The organism is Pantoea sp. SO10 (assembly GCF_005281435.1).
GTDB lineage: Bacteria > Pseudomonadota > Gammaproteobacteria > Enterobacterales > Enterobacteriaceae > Pantoea > Pantoea leporis.
In genome coordinates this window covers 3638400-3656498 of record NZ_CP040095.1, presented here as the reverse complement: position 1 = coordinate 3656498, position 18099 = coordinate 3638400, and the positions used below count along the sequence as shown (strand labels likewise).

Annotated in this window: 13 protein-coding genes and 1 tRNA gene; 11 read left to right on the top strand and 3 right to left on the bottom strand. The window is 53.2% G+C overall.

What is annotated here, in order from left to right:
• Positions 1-338 precede the first annotated feature (338 nt).
• The 4 genes from FCN45_RS16800 (at position 339) to FCN45_RS16785 (ending at position 4414) form a co-directional block, all read left to right on the top strand.
• Positions 339-1040, top strand: coding sequence for a response regulator transcription factor (locus FCN45_RS16800; protein WP_008103473.1), 702 nt, complete (start codon positions 339-341; stop codon positions 1038-1040).
• Positions 1041-1210: 170 nt separating this feature from the next.
• Entirely contained in the window at positions 1211-2242 is a 1032-nt protein-coding gene (gene idnD / locus FCN45_RS16795) for an L-idonate 5-dehydrogenase (protein ID WP_137386570.1), read from the top strand.
• Positions 2243-2251: 9 nt separating this feature from the next.
• Positions 2252-3016, top strand: a complete 765-nt coding sequence (gene idnO / locus FCN45_RS16790) for a gluconate 5-dehydrogenase (protein WP_137386569.1) — start codon at positions 2252-2254, stop codon at positions 3014-3016.
• Between the two features lie 78 nt (positions 3017-3094).
• On the top strand, positions 3095-4414 hold the full coding sequence (locus tag FCN45_RS16785) for a gluconate:H+ symporter (protein ID WP_137386568.1): 1320 nt from the start codon (positions 3095-3097) through the stop codon (positions 4412-4414).
• Positions 4415-4444: 30 nt separating this feature from the next.
• Here the strand turns inward: FCN45_RS16785 and FCN45_RS16780 are convergent, their stop codons facing one another.
• Complete coding sequence (locus FCN45_RS16780; RefSeq protein WP_101762924.1) at positions 4445-5164, bottom strand: polyphenol oxidase family protein; 720 nt, start codon at positions 5162-5164, stop codon at positions 4445-4447.
• Between the two features lie 109 nt (positions 5165-5273).
• On the opposite strand from FCN45_RS16780, the gene FCN45_RS16775 reads away from it, so the two are divergent.
• From FCN45_RS16775 to FCN45_RS16765, 3 genes are all read left to right on the top strand, one after another.
• Positions 5274-6083, top strand: a complete 810-nt coding sequence (locus tag FCN45_RS16775; protein WP_101762925.1) for a 5'-nucleotidase, lipoprotein e(P4) family — start codon at positions 5274-5276, stop codon at positions 6081-6083.
• A gap of 682 nt (positions 6084-6765) precedes the next feature.
• A complete protein-coding gene (locus FCN45_RS16770; RefSeq protein WP_137386567.1) occupies positions 6766-8241 on the top strand; it encodes a SulP family inorganic anion transporter in 1476 nt (491 codons plus the stop codon).
• Positions 8242-8535: 294 nt separating this feature from the next.
• Entirely contained in the window at positions 8536-9960 is a 1425-nt protein-coding gene (locus FCN45_RS16765; protein ID WP_137386566.1) for a GGDEF domain-containing protein, read from the top strand.
• A gap of 16 nt (positions 9961-9976) precedes the next feature.
• On the opposite strand, the gene ddlA is transcribed toward FCN45_RS16765, so the two are convergent.
• Positions 9977-11071 carry a D-alanine--D-alanine ligase gene (gene ddlA / locus FCN45_RS16760; protein WP_137386565.1) on the bottom strand — a complete coding sequence of 365 codons (1095 nt, stop codon included), beginning with the start codon at positions 11069-11071 and terminating at the stop codon, positions 9977-9979.
• A 267-nt stretch (positions 11072-11338) separates the two neighbouring features.
• Here ddlA and FCN45_RS16755 point away from each other — a divergent pair, with 267 nt between their 5' ends.
• The 4 genes from FCN45_RS16755 (at position 11339) to FCN45_RS16740 (ending at position 17812) form a co-directional block, all read left to right on the top strand.
• Entirely contained in the window at positions 11339-13639 is a 2301-nt protein-coding gene (locus FCN45_RS16755; RefSeq protein WP_137386564.1) for a type I secretion system permease/ATPase, read from the top strand.
• The gene (locus FCN45_RS16750) at positions 13636-14877 is read left to right on the top strand and encodes an HlyD family type I secretion periplasmic adaptor subunit (protein ID WP_137386563.1); all 1242 of its coding nucleotides are present in this window, start codon (positions 13636-13638) and stop codon (positions 14875-14877) included. Before FCN45_RS16755 ends, FCN45_RS16750 begins: the two co-directional genes overlap by 4 nt.
• A gap of 5 nt (positions 14878-14882) precedes the next feature.
• Positions 14883-16766, top strand: coding sequence for a TolC family protein (locus FCN45_RS16745; RefSeq protein WP_137386562.1), 1884 nt, complete (start codon positions 14883-14885; stop codon positions 16764-16766).
• A 341-nt stretch (positions 16767-17107) separates the two neighbouring features.
• Positions 17108-17812, top strand: coding sequence for an MgtC/SapB family protein (locus FCN45_RS16740; protein WP_110867369.1), 705 nt, complete (start codon positions 17108-17110; stop codon positions 17810-17812).
• 112 nt (positions 17813-17924) lie between these two features.
• Here FCN45_RS16740 and FCN45_RS16735 read toward each other — a convergent pair.
• Positions 17925-18000, bottom strand: a tRNA-Ile gene (locus tag FCN45_RS16735).
• Between the last annotated feature and the right edge of the window lie 99 nt (positions 18001-18099).

Genomic DNA, 18099 nt, shown 5'->3' with positions numbered 1-18099 from the left:
ATGGCGATGTCACTATATGATGTTCATTTCTTAGCTTATTCAGTTAGTTATATTGCTCCTTTTCTTTCAAGACAATTCTTATGTGGTCTTGTTAAGGAGTTAAGTCAGACTTTTCCCACTTTTACGTGAGCAGGCAAGTAAGGATCTATCACGGAAAAATATAAACCTAAAAGGGGTATATAAAAATGACCGCTATTAGGGTGACGCTATCGATTTAGAATTCTGATGTTGTGAAGGCTATTTTTTCACAGCTGTTGTAATCGACACCATTTATTTATTGAAGCGGGTGTGACAGTCAGAATTGGACAAAGTTAATGCTGTAATAAAGGAATAAATAAATGGTATATGCACATAATAAACAAGTGCGTGTGGCTGTCCTTGATGATCACCCCATGGTTCGTACCGTTTTCGAGTTGTGTTTGAAACATGAGCCCGATATTCATTTGGTGGGTACCTGGGCTTCAAGTAATGAATTATTTAATCAGCTGAGAAGTACCGTAGTCGATGTGCTGGTACTGGATTTCCTGCTGGGTGAACGTGAACTGGATGGTTTGGCGCTGGTGAAGCAACTGCGTAATCATTATCCCCAGCAAAAAATTCTGATCTCTTCTTCAATGGAGAGTCCGGCTATCGTCAAAATGGTGCTAAGCGCAGGCGTGAAGGGCTTTATTGGTAAAAGCCACAATATGCAGGAAATTACCCATGCGATTCGTCAGGTGGCGCAGGGCCGTTTGTTCTTGTCTAAAGAAGTCGCTTACGAGGTTGAAAATCTCTATGTCATGAGCGAAGAGTCGCTGGATGACAGCCTCGATTTCAGCAGCAAAGGCAATATGTATGAGAAGGTGAAAACCCTCAGCCCGCGTGAAGTTGAAGTGGTGCGTTGTTTTCTCGATGGCTTGAGCGTGTCGCAAATTGCCGTGAAGTTTAAGCGCAGTCGTAAAACCGTGAGCGGGCAGAAACAATCGGCGCTGAAAAAGCTCGGTTTACGTTCGGATTCTGAGCTGTTCAAATACAGCCACGACCTGATGTCAGGCTATTAATTCTCTTCACAGGCGGCCACTTACGGCCGCCTGTTTTCTCTTCGGAATCACAGACTTCACGTTCCAGGTAACAGCTTTCCGTAACATGTCTTTAGGTGATGTTCATCACAGTTTTAAGCCGCATAATCCGGTCTGATGGCCCCCATTGCTACAGCTCTTATGGGGACGTTATGAATATCGAAACGCAATCCGGCGTGATCACTGGAAAAAAACAAGTCAGCGTTGCGCAGCAGCAGGTGAAATGGGACGGCAAAGGTACGCTGGTGCGTATCACGCGTGGCGGCATTTGTGGATCCGATCTGCATTACTATCAGGAAGGCAAGGTCGGCAGTTTCGAGATCAAAATGCCGATGATCCTGGGCCACGAAGTGATTGGTTATGTAGTGGAGAGCGACAATCCAGCACTTAAACCCCAACAAAAAGTCGCGGTAAATCCCTCTAAGCCTTGCGGCGCGTGCAAATATTGCCAGCGCGATCAGGAAAACCAGTGCACCACCATGCGCTTCTTCGGCAGCGCCATGTATGTGCCGCACGTTGACGGCGGTTTTACCCAATACAAAGTGGTGGATAGCGCGCAATGCGTGCCCTTCCCGCAGGATGCCGATGAAACGGTCATGGTGTTCGCTGAGCCGCTGGCGGTGTGTATTCACGCCACGCAGCAGGCAGGTGATCTTAACGGCAAGCACGTGTTTATCTCAGGCGTGGGTCCGATTGGCTGCCTGATTGCGGCGGCGGCCAAAGCGCGCGGCGCGGCCTCCATTGTGTGCAGCGATATTAGCGAACGTTCACTGGAGATGGCGCTGCAGATGGGCGCAAGTGAGGTGATTCATGCCGCCGACGGCGATTTCGCGCCCTATCTTGCCGACAAAGGCTATTTCGATGTGGCGTTTGAAGCCTCCGGCCATCCTTCTTCGCTGCAGCGCTGCCTTGATGTGGTATGCGCCAAAGGCACGCTGGTGCAGGTTGGCATGGGCGGCACCATTCCCAATTTCCCGATCATGGCGCTGATTGCCAAAGAGATTAATCTGGTCGGTTCCTTCCGCTTCACTCATGAATTCAACACCGCCGTCGAATGGCTGGCCACCGGCGTGGTAAACCCGTTGCCGCTGTTCAGCGGTGAGTATGCCTTACAGGATATCGATGCCGCGCTGCAGTTTGCCGGCGATAAAACCCGTGCCGCTAAAGTCCAGTTAACTTTTTAAGGAGCAGTGATGAGCCAGTTATTTTCCCTCGAAGGCAAGCGTGTGCTGCTGACCGGTTCGGCGCGCGGCATTGGATATCTGCTGGCGCGCGGCCTGGCGGAAGCCGGTGCTGAAGTGATCGTCAACGCCACCACGCACGAAGGCGCAGAGAAGGGCGCGGCGCAGCTGCGTGAGTTGGGCTTACGCGCGCACGCCAAAGCGTTTGATGTCACGCAATCGGCGCAGGTGAAACAGGCGGTAGATGAGATCGAAGCGGAGTGGGGCGCGATTGATGTGCTGGTGAATAATGCTGGCATCCAGCGTCGTCGGCCGTTCCTTGAATTCCCGGAGCAGGACTGGAATGACGTTATCGCGGTCAACCAGACCGCCGTATTCCTGGTTTCGCAAACCGTGGCGAAAAAAATGGTCGAGCGTCAGCAGGGTAAAATCATCAATATCGGTTCGATGCAGAGCGAATTAGGGCGCGACACCATCACGCCTTACGCGGCCTCCAAAGGCGCGGTGACTATGCTGACGCGCGGCATGTGCGTGGAGCTGGCGCGTCACAACATACAGGTGAACGCCATTGCGCCGGGCTATTTCGTCACGGAGATGACTCAGGCGCTGGCTGACGATCCTGCCTTTACCGGCTGGCTAACCAAGCGCACGCCAGCCGCTCGCTGGGGCAAACCGGAAGAGCTGATTGGCGCGGCAGTGTTCCTTGCTTCCGGTGCGTCGAACTTCGTTAACGGGCATCTGCTGTTCGTTGACGGTGGCATGCGCGTCGCCGTGTGATGACCGGGCGCGGCTGGCATTATCATCGGGCCGCGCCTAAACCTTAATCACCCCTCTGTATTCCTAAGGATAATAAAAATGCCAATAACCATCATTGTGCTGGGTGTGATACTGCTGCTGGTGTTGATGATTGTATTTAAGGTCAATGGCTTCATTGCTTTGGTATTTGTCTCGGCGGTGGTCGGTATTGCCGAAGGCATGACGCCACTGAATGTAATGGCCTCGATCCAGAAAGGTATCGGCTCGACGCTGGGCGGATTAGCCATGATCCTCGGCTTCGGCGCCATGCTCGGGCGGCTGGTTTCCGATACCGGTGCCGCACAACGCGTGGCTACCACGCTGATCGCCGCTTTTGGTAAAGAGCGGCTGCAATGGGCGCTGGTGGTGACCGGACTGATCGTCGGCCTGGCGATGTTCTATGAAGTTGGCTTCGTACTGTTGCTGCCGCTGGTGTTCACTATCGTGGCGGCTGCCGGTTTGCCGCTGCTGTACGTCGGCGTGCCGATGGTCGCCGCGCTCTCGGTCACTCACTGCTTCCTGCCGCCGCATCCTGGCCCGACGGCGATTGCCACCATCTTTGGCGCCAATCTCGGTACCACGTTGCTCTACGGCATGATCATCACCATTCCAACGGTGATTATTGCCGGACCGGTTTTCTCGAAGTTCCTTAAAAGCTTTGAGAAGTCACCGCCGGAAGGGCTCTACAACCCAAAAATCTTCACGGAAGAGGAGATGCCAGGCTTCGGCATCAGTATTTTTGCCGCAGTGATTCCGGTGGTGCTGATGGCGATTGCCGCCGTCTTCGAGTTGACCACGTCGAAAGAGAACGCGCTGCGTCAGTTCTTCGAATTCATCGGTAATCCGGCAGTGGCGCTGTTTATCGCGGTGGTGATAGCGGTGCTGACGTTGGGGCTGCGCAATGGCCGTAAGATGGAAGAAGTGATGGATATGTGCGGCGAGTCGATTGCCGCCATCGCCATGATCATCTTTATCATCGCGGGCGGCGGTGCATTTAAACAGGTGCTGGTGGATAGCGGCGTGGGTAACTACATTGCCGATATGATGAAGGGATCGTCACTGTCACCGCTGCTGATGTGCTGGACGGTTGCGGCAATGCTGCGCGTGGCGCTGGGTTCAGCCACGGTGGCGGCGATCACCACCGCCGGTATTGTGACGCCAATTATCGCGGCCACGCATGCCGATCCGGCCTTGATGGTACTGGCGGTGGGTTCCGGCAGCGTGATCGCTTCACACGTGAACGATCCCGGCTTCTGGCTATTTAAGGGCTACTTCAACCTGAGCGTGGTGGAAACCCTGAAAACCTGGACGGTGATGGAAACGTTAATCTCGATTCTCGGTTTAGCCGGCGTGTTGGCGCTCAATGCCATAATTCACTGATCGATAAAGCTTCACAAGGACGTGAAGCCCTTAACCGCGCGTGCGGATCCACGAGAAACGTGACTGATAGCCGCTGTCAAAATGGGTGTTGTAGCGATAGCTGGAACCCGCTTCCGCCATGCAGTAAGTACAGACGTTCAGCACTTCAATATGTTCCGCCACCACTCCCCGCTGTAACAACAAGCCTCGCGCCAGGTTAGGCAGATCAAACCAGATTCCATCCTGCTGGGCCCGCGCCTGCGGACGGATCGCTTGTGCGTTGTGCGGCTGCTGGGTGGAGTAGGGTAACGGCGGAAGATCGTGACGATCCTGCATATGTGTCACCAGATCGTTACCCAGTTCATAGCAGCACGGCCCGATCGCTGGACCGATTACCACACGCAGCGTTTCACGGCTGGCGCCGCGCTCTAGCAGACGATCAATCGCGTTGTTCAATACACCACCGAGCGTGCCTTTTAATCCGGCGTGCACCGCCGCAACCTGCTGTTGTTGCGGATCGGCAAATAACACCGGCAGACAATCGGCGGTATACACCGCGACCGGCAGATGATCTTCGCCAATCAAGCCATCCGATTCGCAACGCTTAGGCGGGATGTTTTGGCTTGCCAGCAACACATTGGCGCTGTGACGCTGTTGACCATAAGCCGCCTCTGCAGGAACGGGCTGGCCAGCCGGCTGAAAGGCGTATTCCAGCCAGGAAAAGTCATCCAATAGTCTTGATCGTGGACCGCTGTGGGGGTGCTGTACCATAAGTGTCTCCTCTCACCAAACCGCTGCTTTCTGCTGCCCACAGCTTACGTTAACTGCTACATTTTTAAAGCTTTACAAAAACTGACCCTAATCACTTAAGGATGAAATGATGAAGAAAACCACCTTGCTGGCGGCATCCGGCTTAATGGCGCTGGCATTAACCGGTTGTGCGCAGCCTTCTAAACAGCAGGCTCAGCAGCAGCTCGGCCAGCAATCGGTGCTGGCAGTAAACTGGTTCCAGCAATCCGGCGAATATCAGGCATTGAGTTGGCAGGCATTTAACAGCGCGCGCATGGCCTTCGATCAGGCGCCATCGCTGGCGGGTAAACCGAAAGCGGTTATCGTCGATTTAGATGAAACGATGATTGATAACAGCGCCTACAGCGCGTGGCAGGCGAAAAACGGCCAGCCCTTCTCGGGTAAAACCTGGTCAGCGTGGACGCAGGCGCGTCAGGCAACGGCCGTTCCGGGCGCAGTGGAGTTTGCCAACTACGTCAACAGCCACGGCGGCACTATGTTCTATATCTCCAACCGCGACCAAAAAGATTTTGCCGCAACGGTTGAGAACCTGAATAAGCTGGGCTTCAGCGGCGTGAGCGAGAAAACGGTGCGCTTGAGTACCGGCAATTCTAACAAGCAAGAGCGCTTCGACGCGGTGAAGAATGCCGGTTACAACGTGGTGCTGTATGTGGGCGACAACCTGAATGACTTTGGCGGTTCAACCTGGCATCAGGGAAATGCGCAGCGTCAGCAGTTCGTTAGCCTTAATCATCAGCGTTTTGGCACCCAATTCATCGTGTTACCGAACCCGCTGTATGGCGACTGGGAAAGTGGCATGGCGGAAAACTACAACAAACTCACGCCTGAGCAGCAACTGCAGGTGCGTGAAGCGCGTATGAAAGCGTGGAACGGTAAATAATTTGTCAGGTAAAATAGCGTCTGCTTAGGCAGGCGCATTCATGTCCTTTTCAGGTCCATCAATATTTACATAACTCCGTAACTATTATTCCCCTCACTGTTTTCCTGATCTCTTACTAAATTCATGGCAACTGAATAGCGAAATATCTCGTCTTATTTGCTGAATGGCAGTGAATCGCACTAATCATAAATTTTTTAATTAGGAATTCTCCCAGCTCATAAGGATTAAATTATAGCGTCGCTAAAATGGCATATAATTTTTGCGTGTATTGTTTTGTAATTGCACCGAAAATATCACATTCAAAATAGCTCTTATTTAATTGTTAATAATGCTTTTTATCGATCCTGCCCATCATTCCGCTCCTTGCATAAACTTACCTGATTCATACGTTTATTGAAGTTTTGTTTACAAAAAGATTCGTTTTGTCGACGTCAGAAATATTCATGATGCAAGGTAATGCTTAAGCGTCTATAAACTATTTTTGTGAGGAAGTTCTGCTTTCATCCTCAATGGTTCTCCATAGCCGCGTTTAATGACGTCGCTATCTGCCTGAAAGCGATCTTTTTAAATGTTGAGAGAAGATTATTGTGATGACCCTGAAACCCTTATTAGTGATAAATCGTACTCTGGCTTTGCGGCGCCGCGCGCGGTTAATTCAGCAATCTGCAGAGGAATCAACGCCATGAATTTAAGCACGCTTCGTCAGGATATTCCGGCTGGTTTGGTGGTGTTTCTGGTCGCGCTACCGCTCTGTCTTGGCATCGCGCAGGCGAGTGGATTGCCGCCCTTTGCGGGTCTGCTCACCGGCGTGATTGGTGGGTTGCTGGTGACTGCGCTGAGCCCCTCGCGTTTTGCGGTTAGTGGTCCGGCGGCGGGATTGGTAACGATTGTGGTCGCGTCGATCGCCACACTAGGTAGCTTTTCCGCCTTTCTCACCGCGCTGATTCTGGCGGGTGCGTTGCAGTGCCTGTTTGGCTTACTGCGTGCAGGACGTTTTATCGCCTTAGTCCCGAGCAGCGTGATTAAAGGTATGCTGGCGGCGATTGGTATTTTGCTGATTATGCAGCAAATTCCGGTAGCATTCGGCGCGGCGGGCGATGTTGAGCTGTTGTCGCTGGTAAACGGGGAATTTCATTTTTCCAGCAGCGCGATGCTGGTTGCTGGCGTGGGATTGGCTATTTTATGGCTGTGGACCACGCCGCTGATCAAGGCAGTTAAAGTGCTGAGCTGGATGCCCGGTCCGCTGGTAGCGGTGCTGGTGGGCTGTGCGGCGACGGTGTTTGGCGATCGCCTGTTTCCAGCGTTAGCTGAAGGCTTGCCGCGTATCGCGCTGCCCGCGTTCGACAGCATGTCGGCGCTGGTGGCTGAACTGGAAACGCCAGACTGGCAAGCGTGGCAGAATCCTGCAGTGTGGATGGTGGCGATCACGCTGGCGCTGGTCGCGAGCCTTGAAACGCTGCTCAGCCAGGAAGCGCTGAAGAAACTGCGTCCGCAACATCCTGCACCTTCACCTAACAAAGAGATGTTTGCGCAGGGTATTGGTAACCTGACCGCCGGTTTCCTTGGCGCGATGCCGATTACTGCAGTGATTGTGCGCAGTTCGGTGAACGTCAGCGTTGGCGCGCAAACCAAACTGTCGATTCTGATTCATGGTGTGCTGCTGTTAATCTGCGGCCTGTGGTTCAGTAATCTGCTTAACGCGATTCCCCTTGCCAGCCTTGCGGCGGTGCTGCTTTATACCGGCTATAAGCTGGCCACGCCGCGCCTGTTCATTGAGCAGATGCGCATGGGACCGCAGCAATATGTGCCATTCCTTGCCACTATCGGCGGCATTATTGTGTTTGGCATGCTGGCCGGCATCGGAATTGGCATCGCTACGCAAATCCTCTACAGCATCTATAAAAGCCATCGCAACGCCTTGCAGCTTACGCGACATGACGATCACTACGTTTTACGCCTGCAGCAAAATCTGACCTTTATGCACAATCCAAAGCTGCAGGGATTGCTGGCGGAGATCCCGGAAAACAGCGTGGTGATTGCTGAGCACGGCAATGCCCAATATATGGATCCCGACGTTAAAGCGGTGCTAAAAGACTTTGGTGAAAACGCACGCCAACGTGGCATTCGTCTGAGTCAATGGCCTGTTGCGGTGAAATAGCCATAAGTCTGGGCTGGAACAACCGTTTTAAAACTAAAAAATCGGATATCTCGGATAGCCGATTTTTTTATTTACAGGGCATAATTGCCAAAAGCTTTATCCTTTGTCTCTGGCGTTTCTACAATGCCATTAGGCGCGACGCTGCTTTTTATGGCAGGTGAGCGCCGCCCAGCCGCAGAGTAGGATGACGAACACTTGCTTAATTACCGAATCATCGCACGGTTATTTCCGGTTTAATGCTTGCTGATGCTTAGGGTTGATGCCGGCACTTTCCAGGTTACAGGGTTCAGACGTATGCGCGTTATGCTGTTTGAAGAGAATAATTTTAAAAAGAATGCCCTCACGCTGTTTTTCATTACGCTGTTTTTCTGCTTTATCGGCAGCCATTTACGCATCCCCGAAGAGTTCTCACTATTCTGGCCGGTGAATGCGCTGGTGGCGGGATTAATAGTGAGGAATCCGTTTTTACACACTACCTCCAGCTATCTGGTGTGCTTCAGTGCGATGATTTTTAACGACACGGTATTTTCCGGCTGGGCGCTGCCAGCGTTTACCGTCAATTTTGCCAACATTCTGTTTATTCTCGTCGCGGTCAGCATGCTGATCAAACATCTGCAACGTCCTTCCGCCCACAGTCAGGTGTTCAATGCCATGCGTATTTTTCCCGCCTGTTTTCTTGGCGCGGCGGCTTGTGCAACCTGGGGCGCGTGGGCACAGGATATTGATTTCAATGCGCGCTTTATTGTGGCGTGGAGCGACTGGTTCAGCGAACAGTTCTCTACTTCGCTGATGCTGCTGCCGGTGATGCTGGCACGCCCGCTGCGAACGGTTTCACCGCACACCTTGCTGCATCCCGGCAAACTGCTGCCGCTGGCGGCGGTGATTCTATCGCTGACTGTTGGGGCACTAATTGGCGGGGCCGGTAGCCTGACATTCCCGGTTCCTGCGCTGATCTGGTGCGCCATTGTGTTACCAATTCCATTGACCAGCTTAGTGATCCTGATAACCGGTATTACGGAGATTGTGCTGGTGTCGCATGGTGTGATGAACATCCAGGGTGACGATGCACTGCTGCCGATTAGCCATCTCACCTCGGCACGGCTTGGCGTCGCCACCGTTGCGCTCAGCCCGCTGCTGGTGGCGGTGAGCATGGATGCGATCCGCCAGTTAAATCATCGCCTTGCACTCCGCGCTAATTTTGATTTTCTCACCCAGTTGCTGTCCCGTTCCGGTCTGTATGAAAGCTTAAGAAATGAACCTTTCTCGCTACAACGGGAAGCTGGCGTTATTATGCTTGATGTCGACTATTTCAAAGCCATTAACGACAATTTTGGCCACGATGCCGGTGATTGCGTGCTGGAAGAGATTGCGCGGCGCATTCAGCGTGTGGTTGGCAATCGTGGCATGGTGTGTCGCTTTGGTGGCGAAGAGTTTGTGATGGTGATGTTCGATTGTAGTCATAGCCAGCTTTACCAACTCGCCGAAACGGTACGTCAGGCGATGGTCAAAGAGAAGTTCTGGATTCAGGGCAATACGGTGACGGTAACTGCCAGTTTAGGTCTGGCGCGCGGCAGTGCGCAAAACGAACGTGAATGGCCTAGCGTGATCAATCGCTTAGTGTCAGCGGCGGATAAGAATCTTTATCTTTCCAAACGCAATGGTCGTAATCAAACCTCACCGGCGATGGAGCCGCGCAGCATGATGAATGACGTGGCCTGAGCCACGTCATGGCGATTCAAACGCTACTTTTCAGTTGGCTGGTTTGCTGGTGACGCTGCTGAGCTAGCTCAATCAGACGGGAAATCAGATCGCTGTAGCTCAAACCCGCTGCCTGCCATAACTTCGGATACATGCTGATATTGGTAAAACCTGGCAAGGTGTTCACTTCATTGACAATGATCTCGCCGCTTTCCGTCAGGAACACGTCAACACGCGCCATGCCAAAACACTCCAGCGCCTGAAACGCAGTAATTGCCACCTGACGAATTGCCTTGCTGGCTTGATCGCTGATTGCCGCTGGCACCACCACTTGCGCACCGCTTTCGCTGATGTATTTGGTGTCGTATGAGTAGAAGGCATCATGCACCACCACTTCGCCGCACGGGCTGGCTTCTGGCGTATCGTTGCCCAGCACGGCACATTCAATCTCGCGCCCCTTAATCCCTTGCTCGATCAAGACCTTGCGATCAAACGTAAAGGCGAGATCCAGCGCGGCATCGAACGCTTCAGGGCTCTCGACTTTGCTCACGCCAACGGACGATCCCTGGTTAGCCGGTTTGATAAACAGCGGCAGGCCAAAGCGTGCAATCACGGCCTCAGCATCAATGTTCGCGCGCTGTGCCTGCGTCACGCTCAGCCAGGGTGCAACGTTCAGTCCGGCATCACGCAGCAGCCGCTTGGTAAAATCTTTGTCCATGCTGACGGCAGACCCGAGCACGTCAGAGCCGACAAACGGCAGATTCGCCATGCGTAATAAGCCCTGTAGCGAACCATCTTCACCCAGCGTGCCGTGCACGATGGGGAAAATGACATCCAGCTGTGACAAAGGCTGCGCCTGCTGACGGGTAATCAGCTGCTGGGAAGAACTGCCCGGAACCAGCGCGACATTTTCACCTGAACGATTAAGCGCAATCAGCTTCGGGTTCTCTGCGTTGAGCAAGAATCCCGAAGCATCATTGAGATGCCATTCACCCTGTTTATCGATTCCCAGCAACACCACCTCGTACTTGCTCTTATCGATGGCTTCGAGGATGTTTTTGGCTGATTGTAATGACACCTCATGCTCGGCCGATTTGCCGCCAAACACGATCCCTACGCGCTGTTTTACCATTGCTATTTGTCCGATTGCGATAAAGCGAGCCAGTAAGATAACACGCCCAGGACGAGCATCAACAGCCTTGCATTTTTCTGCGCCAGGCAGTGCATAAAGCCCGCCTCCGTGCCTGCAATCACGAGTTTAAACAATTATTCCTAACCGTTTGAGACAAGTCTTGGACTGCTCAAAACCTGCCTTCTGTCAGAATTTTCCCAATTCAAACAGGTGCAACGGTGGGCAATGTGCTCACCGTTTTTTTGTCAGGTTTACAGGAGTCGGGAAATGGTCGACCAGAAGCAGGATGCTGTGGAGCAGGATGCGCGTTCTGTTGCTCGTATTGAAACCACGGTAGATGACACGCTGTTAAAAAGCGTGGCTTGGATCTGCAAACACTATAAACGCGAGAAAAGTGAAGAAGCGCTGGTGGCAGGTTTGCCAAAAGCGACATTGCTCTCACCATCACAGGCCATGACAGCGCTCGAAAACGCCGGCATTACCGGCGGCATGGTTGAGCGTCGTCTGCAGGATCTGCCGGAGCAGTTGATGCCGATGATTCTGCTGCGCAAAGGGGGCGGCGGTTGCATTGTGCTGTCGCGCCGCATTCACACTAATGAGGAAAATCAACGCGAATTGCGCTTCCAGCTGGTGATGCCAGAAGTCAGCGCTTCAGCCGTTGAGATGAATCTGGCAGAGCTGAATGAGATCTACGCGGGCTTCGCCGTCATGGCGAAACCCACTGCTGTGGTCGATGAGCGCGCCAGTGAAATGCTGCCGGAAGTAAAAGGCCATTGGCTGTTCACCACACTGTGGCGCTATCGCCGCTATTACCGCAGTGCCGCGATTGCGGCGGTATTGATCAACGTTCTCGGTCTTTCCAGCATCTTCTTCACCATGAACGTCTATGACCGTGTGGTGCCGAACCAGGCATTCGTGACGCTGTGGTCACTGGCGATTGGCGTGACCATTGCGATGATCTTCGAAGCCGTTACCCGCTTCGTACGCGCGCATCTGCTGGATATGGCCGGTAAAAAGGCCGATTTAGTGCTCGGCAGTATGCTGTTCCGTCAGGCACTTTCTATCCAGATGGAACACAAACCCGCTTCCTCCGGTACCTTCGCCAACCAGATTCGTGAGTATGAATCGGTACGTGACTTCGTGGCATCTGCCACGCTGGCGGCGATTTCCGATCTTCCTTTCATTCTGATGTTTGTGGGTGTGATCTTCTTTATCAGCGGTCCGCTGGCGATCATTCCACTGATGATGATCCCATTGATCATCATCGTCAGTGCCGCGATCCAGTGGCCGCTGGCCCGCATCATGAAAGAGAACCTGCGTGACGCCTCACTCAAGCAAGGTGTGCTGATCGAATCGGTTGAAGGTATGGAAACGCTGAAAGCAGTGGGCGGTGAAGCACACATGCAGCGTCGCTGGGAAAACTTCAGCGCACTGCAATCCGCTAACTCGATGAAATCAAAACGTTACTCAACGCTGGCAACCGGCGTGGTGACGTTCCTGCAGCAGTTTCAGACGGTGATGTTGGTGGTGGCCGGTGTTTATCTGATCAATGAAGGCACGTTCACCATGGGTGCGATGATCGCCACCGTGATGCTTGCCAGCCGCGCGACTGGCCCGCTCGGTCAGGTTATTGGCCTGGCTGTGCGTTATCAGCAAGCAAAAGCGGCGCTAACGTCACTCAATAAGCTGATGGAGATGCCTATTGATCGTGACAGCAGCAAAACCTATCTCACCGATCCGCCGCTGAGTGGTGAGATCACGCTGACCAACGTCAACTTCTCCTATCCGGCACCGCCAATGAAGCCGAACCCGGAGATCCTCAAAGATATCTCGTTGAGTATTAAAGCCGGGGAACGCGTCGCAATTCTTGGCCGCATCGGTAGCGGTAAATCCACCTTATTACGTGTGATGGCGCGTCTTTACCAACCGGTGAAAGGTCAGCTTTCGGCCGATGGTCTGGATGTTAACCAGATTGATCCGGCGGACTGGCGCAAGGCTGTTGGCTTTGTCGGTCAGGATGCGCGTCTGTTCTACGGCACGCTGCGCGAAAACGTAATGATTGGGCGCCCGGACGCCACCGCCAATGAGCTGCTGCGCGTGCTAAATCTGACCGGTTTGGACCACGTTGCGGCACGCCATCCAAGTGGTATCAATTTAACGGTTGGCGAGGGCGGCGAAGGCTTGTCTGGCGGTCAGCGTCAGCTGGTTTCTCTGGCGCGAACGCTGCTCACCCGTCCTAAAGTGCTGCTGATGGATGAGCCAACCAGCGCCATGGATAGTATGACGGAAAACCAGTTCCTCGCGCATTTACGTCGCGCCAGTGAAGGACACACGCTGGTTGTGGTAACGCATCGTCCATCCATTCTGGCATTGGTCGATCGCATCATCGTGGTGGAAGAAGGCAAAGTGGTGGCGGATGGCCCGAAAGATCAGGTGCTTGCCGCTTTAGAAGGAAAAAATAAAGCCCGCAAACAGCCGCGTCAGGCGGTTGAACCGGCGGTACGTGCGCCAGCTCCCGCTAACGATTCAGCGCCCACGCAAGCAGCAGCAGAGGAGGCCGCAGTATGAGCAAGTTAATGTCATGGCGTAAGAGCGAGAAAGGTATGTCCGCTGCTGATGCCGAATTTATGAATGACGTGCAGGCTTCTCTGCTGTCGCAAACCACGCCGGGTTCCAAGCTAGTGATGTGGATCATCATTGCGGTGTTAGTTGGTGGCCTTACCTGGGCCAATTACGCACGAGTCGAAGAGATCACTAAAGGCGATGGCAAGGTCATCTCACGCAGCCGTGAGCAGGTTATTCAAAGCCTGGAAGGCGGCATTCTGGCAGAGATGAATGTGCGTGAAGGTACGGTTGTAGATCGCGGTGATGTGCTACTGAAAATTGACCCAACGCGTGCGCAATCCAGCTATCGCGAAGTACTGAGTAAAGTGGTGGGTCTGAAGGGCAGCATTGCACGCTTACGTGCTGAAGCTTATTCATTGCCACTGGCGTTTGATGAGCAGGTACAGAGCGATCCCGCCGTTGTGGCGCAGGAAACTAAAGCTTATGAATCGCGCAAACGTGCGCTAAGTGACAGCATCAACTCATTGCAACGCAGTTACGCACTTTCGATGCGCGAGATTCATCTGGCTGAGCCGTTAGCGGCCAAAGGTCTCTTGTCGGAAGTCGAACTACTGCGTATGCAGCGTCAGGCCAATGACATTCAGGCGCAAATCGTCGAACGTCGTAACCGCTATCAATCAGATGCCCACACCGAGCTGGGACGTCTGGAATTAGAACTGAGCCAGGTTAGCGAAAACCTGATTGGTCGTGCCGATATTGTTGATCGTACCACGATCGTCGCACCGGTGCGCGGCACGGTGAAAAACGTACGCGTTAACACCATTGGCGGGGTTATTCAGCCGGGTGAGCACATCCTTGAAATCGTTCCGCTGGAAGAGCAGTTGCTGGTGGAGGGAAAAATCCGTCCGTCGGATGTCGCCTTCCTGCGTCCAGGCTTACCGGCCAAGGTGAAAATCACCGCCTATGACTTTGCCATTTACGGCGGGCTTGATGGGCACGTGGAGTATATCAGTCCGGATACCTTAAAAGACGATCAGAAAGCCGCCAGTGGACGCCCGGATGATACCTATTATCGCGTACTGATCCTGACGGATAAAAGCACGCTGCACGCAGGTAACAAAGATCTGCCGATCATTCCCGGCATGATCGCTACCGTTGAGGTGCGCACGGGTGAGAAAACCATTCTCGATTACCTGCTTAAGCCGGTCCTGAAAGCTAAAGAAGCATTCCGCGAGCGTTAATAATCATGAAAAATAATAACAAGATGCGCCATGCACAGGCGCGTCATCTCTCTCTGCTTGCCGTTTGTATTGCCGTTGTGATGGCGCCCGCGGTTAACGTGATGGCGGATTCCACCAGTGAGTTGATGATGTTTGCGGAAATGAGCGGCCAGCGTCCTGTCGCTCCTGCGGCAGCGCCGGTGCGAACGCAACGTTTGCAAGGTTCAATGGCGCCTGCATCTGCTCCAGCGACACCTGCGGCAAAGGTTGCGCAACCAACGTTCACTGCGCCAGCGCCGCTGTTTGTTGAAAGACAGATACCGGAGGTCGCGATTACTCCGCGGGTTCAGCCGTCAGTTGCGCCAATCGTACCGGCCCCAATAGCAGAAGCGCCGCACCAGCGCGAAGCCGCCGAACGTCCTGCACAGATCAGCGCGAAAACCAGCCAGTATGCTGAAATTCAGGGCGGAGGTTTCCTGACGGAGGATCAGCGTCGCCCTGAACCACAGCCGTTTAACCCGATACAATCGTCGCGAAATGTGGGTCAGCAGCAGGCTGCAGCAACGAAAACCTATGCTCCAGCTGAAAGCGCTAAGGCAGATTTTAGTTATGTTAGCCCTCCAGCAGCGACTACAGCGGCAGAAACGACTTCACCCGTTACGTTAAGCGGCGGAGTTAATGAAACAGTTGCCGAGAGTGAAATACGGCAACTGTTTCTTTCAGCTGCGCGTATCACCTGGCGAATCAGCCCGGCGCTGAAGTCCTATATCGCTCAGGGTGATGCGGCTGAAGCCAGCGTAGATGAAGCGAAAGGCCAGCGCTGGCCACAAGTTGATGTAAGCGCCGCTTCGGCAACCAAAGAGTTTGGTGGTGGAACTAAAAATTATGAATACCAGGGGAATATGCCGTCTTTAGGTGTTTCAGTAGCGACTAATCTAATCGACTTTGGCCAAACCAGTCGCACCATTGAAAGTCGCGAAGAGCGCGTTAAGTCAGCCTTACAGTCGGTGCAGGCACAGCGAGAAGATTTGGCGATGCAGGTAAGTAACGCCTTGATTGAGTGGAATAAACAGCAGCACGTCATCGCCATCAGTAAGCAGTATTTGGCGCGTATGGCAGAGCTGACCAAAATGCTCAGCGGTATTGTTCAGTCAGATACTGGACGTCGCAGTGAACTGACGCAGGCAAAAGGGCGCTTACTGCAAGCGCAAAGCTACCTGGAAAATGCCGAGTCTCGCGCGCGGGATGTTGAAATCACTCTGAATCGCCTGATGGGCAACAACCGCGTGACGTTACCAGCCAGCGATAAGTGGGCGCTTTCCTTTGGTGATTTAAACCGCCAACTGACGAGTTTGGATGTCCATCCTCTGATCTTGCGCGCCAGCGCTGAGGAGCGAGCAGCCTTTAAAGAGGCGGAGGCAATCAAAGCTTCTGGCCTGCCAAAGCTCAACTGGACGGTAAGCAAAAACACCCGTGAAGATCAGCTCGGACGCCAACAGGCATGGCAAACCGGCCTGAACGTTAGCTGGGGCTTATTCCGCGGCGGTTCAACCAACGCCCAGGAAATTGCGGCGATTAAACGTGCCGAAGCGAGTCGTCAGCAGGTGCAGGAGCAACGCCGCGATCTGGAAAATCGTGTGCGTGCTGCCAACCAGAATGCCCACTCAACAGCGGAACGCGCCGTGCTGTACAAAAACCTGATTGTGGAATCCGATCGGATTCGTAAGGACTTCTTTGATCAGTGGTATCACTTAGGCCGCCGTTCATTGCTGGATGTATTGAGCGCAGAAAGCGATCTGTACAACAACCAGGTCAGTGAAGTCAGCAACCGTTTCGATAGCTATGCCGCCATTATCAGCGGATATGCTAACTCGGGCACGCTAAGTCGTTGGCTAACGAAGGGGAGATAACAATTCCATACACCCGCTTCGGCGGGTTTTTTGTTTTAACCCAACGTAAACGAACGGGCTATTTGAGTTGGCAATGCTGCGTAAGTCACTTTAGAATCGCGGCGAATTTTTACCCAAGAGGAGAACGGCATTGGACACAAGTCCCAAACGATTACAGCAGGACCTCGCGGTAAGATAGCCTTCACGCTGTCTTAACTGCGCGTTAAGACGGTGAATTTCCTTCCAGAATCACCCCTTTTCATAAGCACAATGCGGCTGGTTCCCAGCGGTATTTGCACTGTCTGTAATCCATTTATTAACCTGTTGTTCCGCAAATAGAAAGCTGCGGATTGAGGTCTATCATGGATTGGAAAATCTTTTTACTGCGCGTCACCGTCGCGCTGGTTTTGGGCGCGCTGATCGGCAGTGAGCGCCAACTACGTCAACGCATGACCGGATTACGCACCAATGCGCTGGTGAGCACTGGCGCTTGTCTCTTCGTTCTGATGACACAAAGCGTGCCCGGCATCGCTACGGATGCGTCACGCGTTGCGGCTTATGTGGTTTCCGGTATCGGTTTCCTCGGCGGCGGAGTCATCATGCGCGATGGCTTGAACATCCGCGGATTAAATACCGCAGCCACCTTATGGTGCACCGCCGCCATTGGCGTGCTGTGCAGCATGGGATTGCTGCTGGAGGCGGCCCTCGGCTGCATGGTGATCCTGTGCGCGAATATACTGCTGCGAGAACTGGCCTTGGGTATCAACCGCCAAACCATCGTCTCAGCAGCCGAAGCGATGCAACACTATAAAGTACAAATCATCTGCCTCGCGCAGGATGAGGTTCAGGTTCGCAGCCTAATGCTGCACACGCTGGGCGGCAGCGGATTGCGCCTGCAATCACTGCACAGTGAGGATTTGGATCCGCCGCATCGCATGGAGGTGAATGCTGAAGTGATTGGCAATCCCACATTAACCGATCAGCTGGAAAGCCTGGTGAGCCGCATCAGTCTGGAAAAGGGCGTGAGTTCGGTGCGGTGGCAGGTGAATGAGTTGGAGCGTGATTGATATTTAGAATCGCTTTAGAAAACGTATCGCCATTTAATCGCCACTATGAATGACAAACAAAAAAGCCACCTTGAAAAAGGTGGGTTAACAGTATGATTTACATTATTAAATTTGGTGGCCCCTGCTGGGTTTGAACCAGCGACCAAGCGATTATGAGTCGCCTGCTCTAACCACTGAGCTAAGGGGCCAGCGGAGCGGGGATTATAGAGTATCTTGTTAGGGTGATCCAGAGTTCGCCATTTGGATGGTGAAAATTACAGCAATAGCTGACTCATTGATCTCAAAAG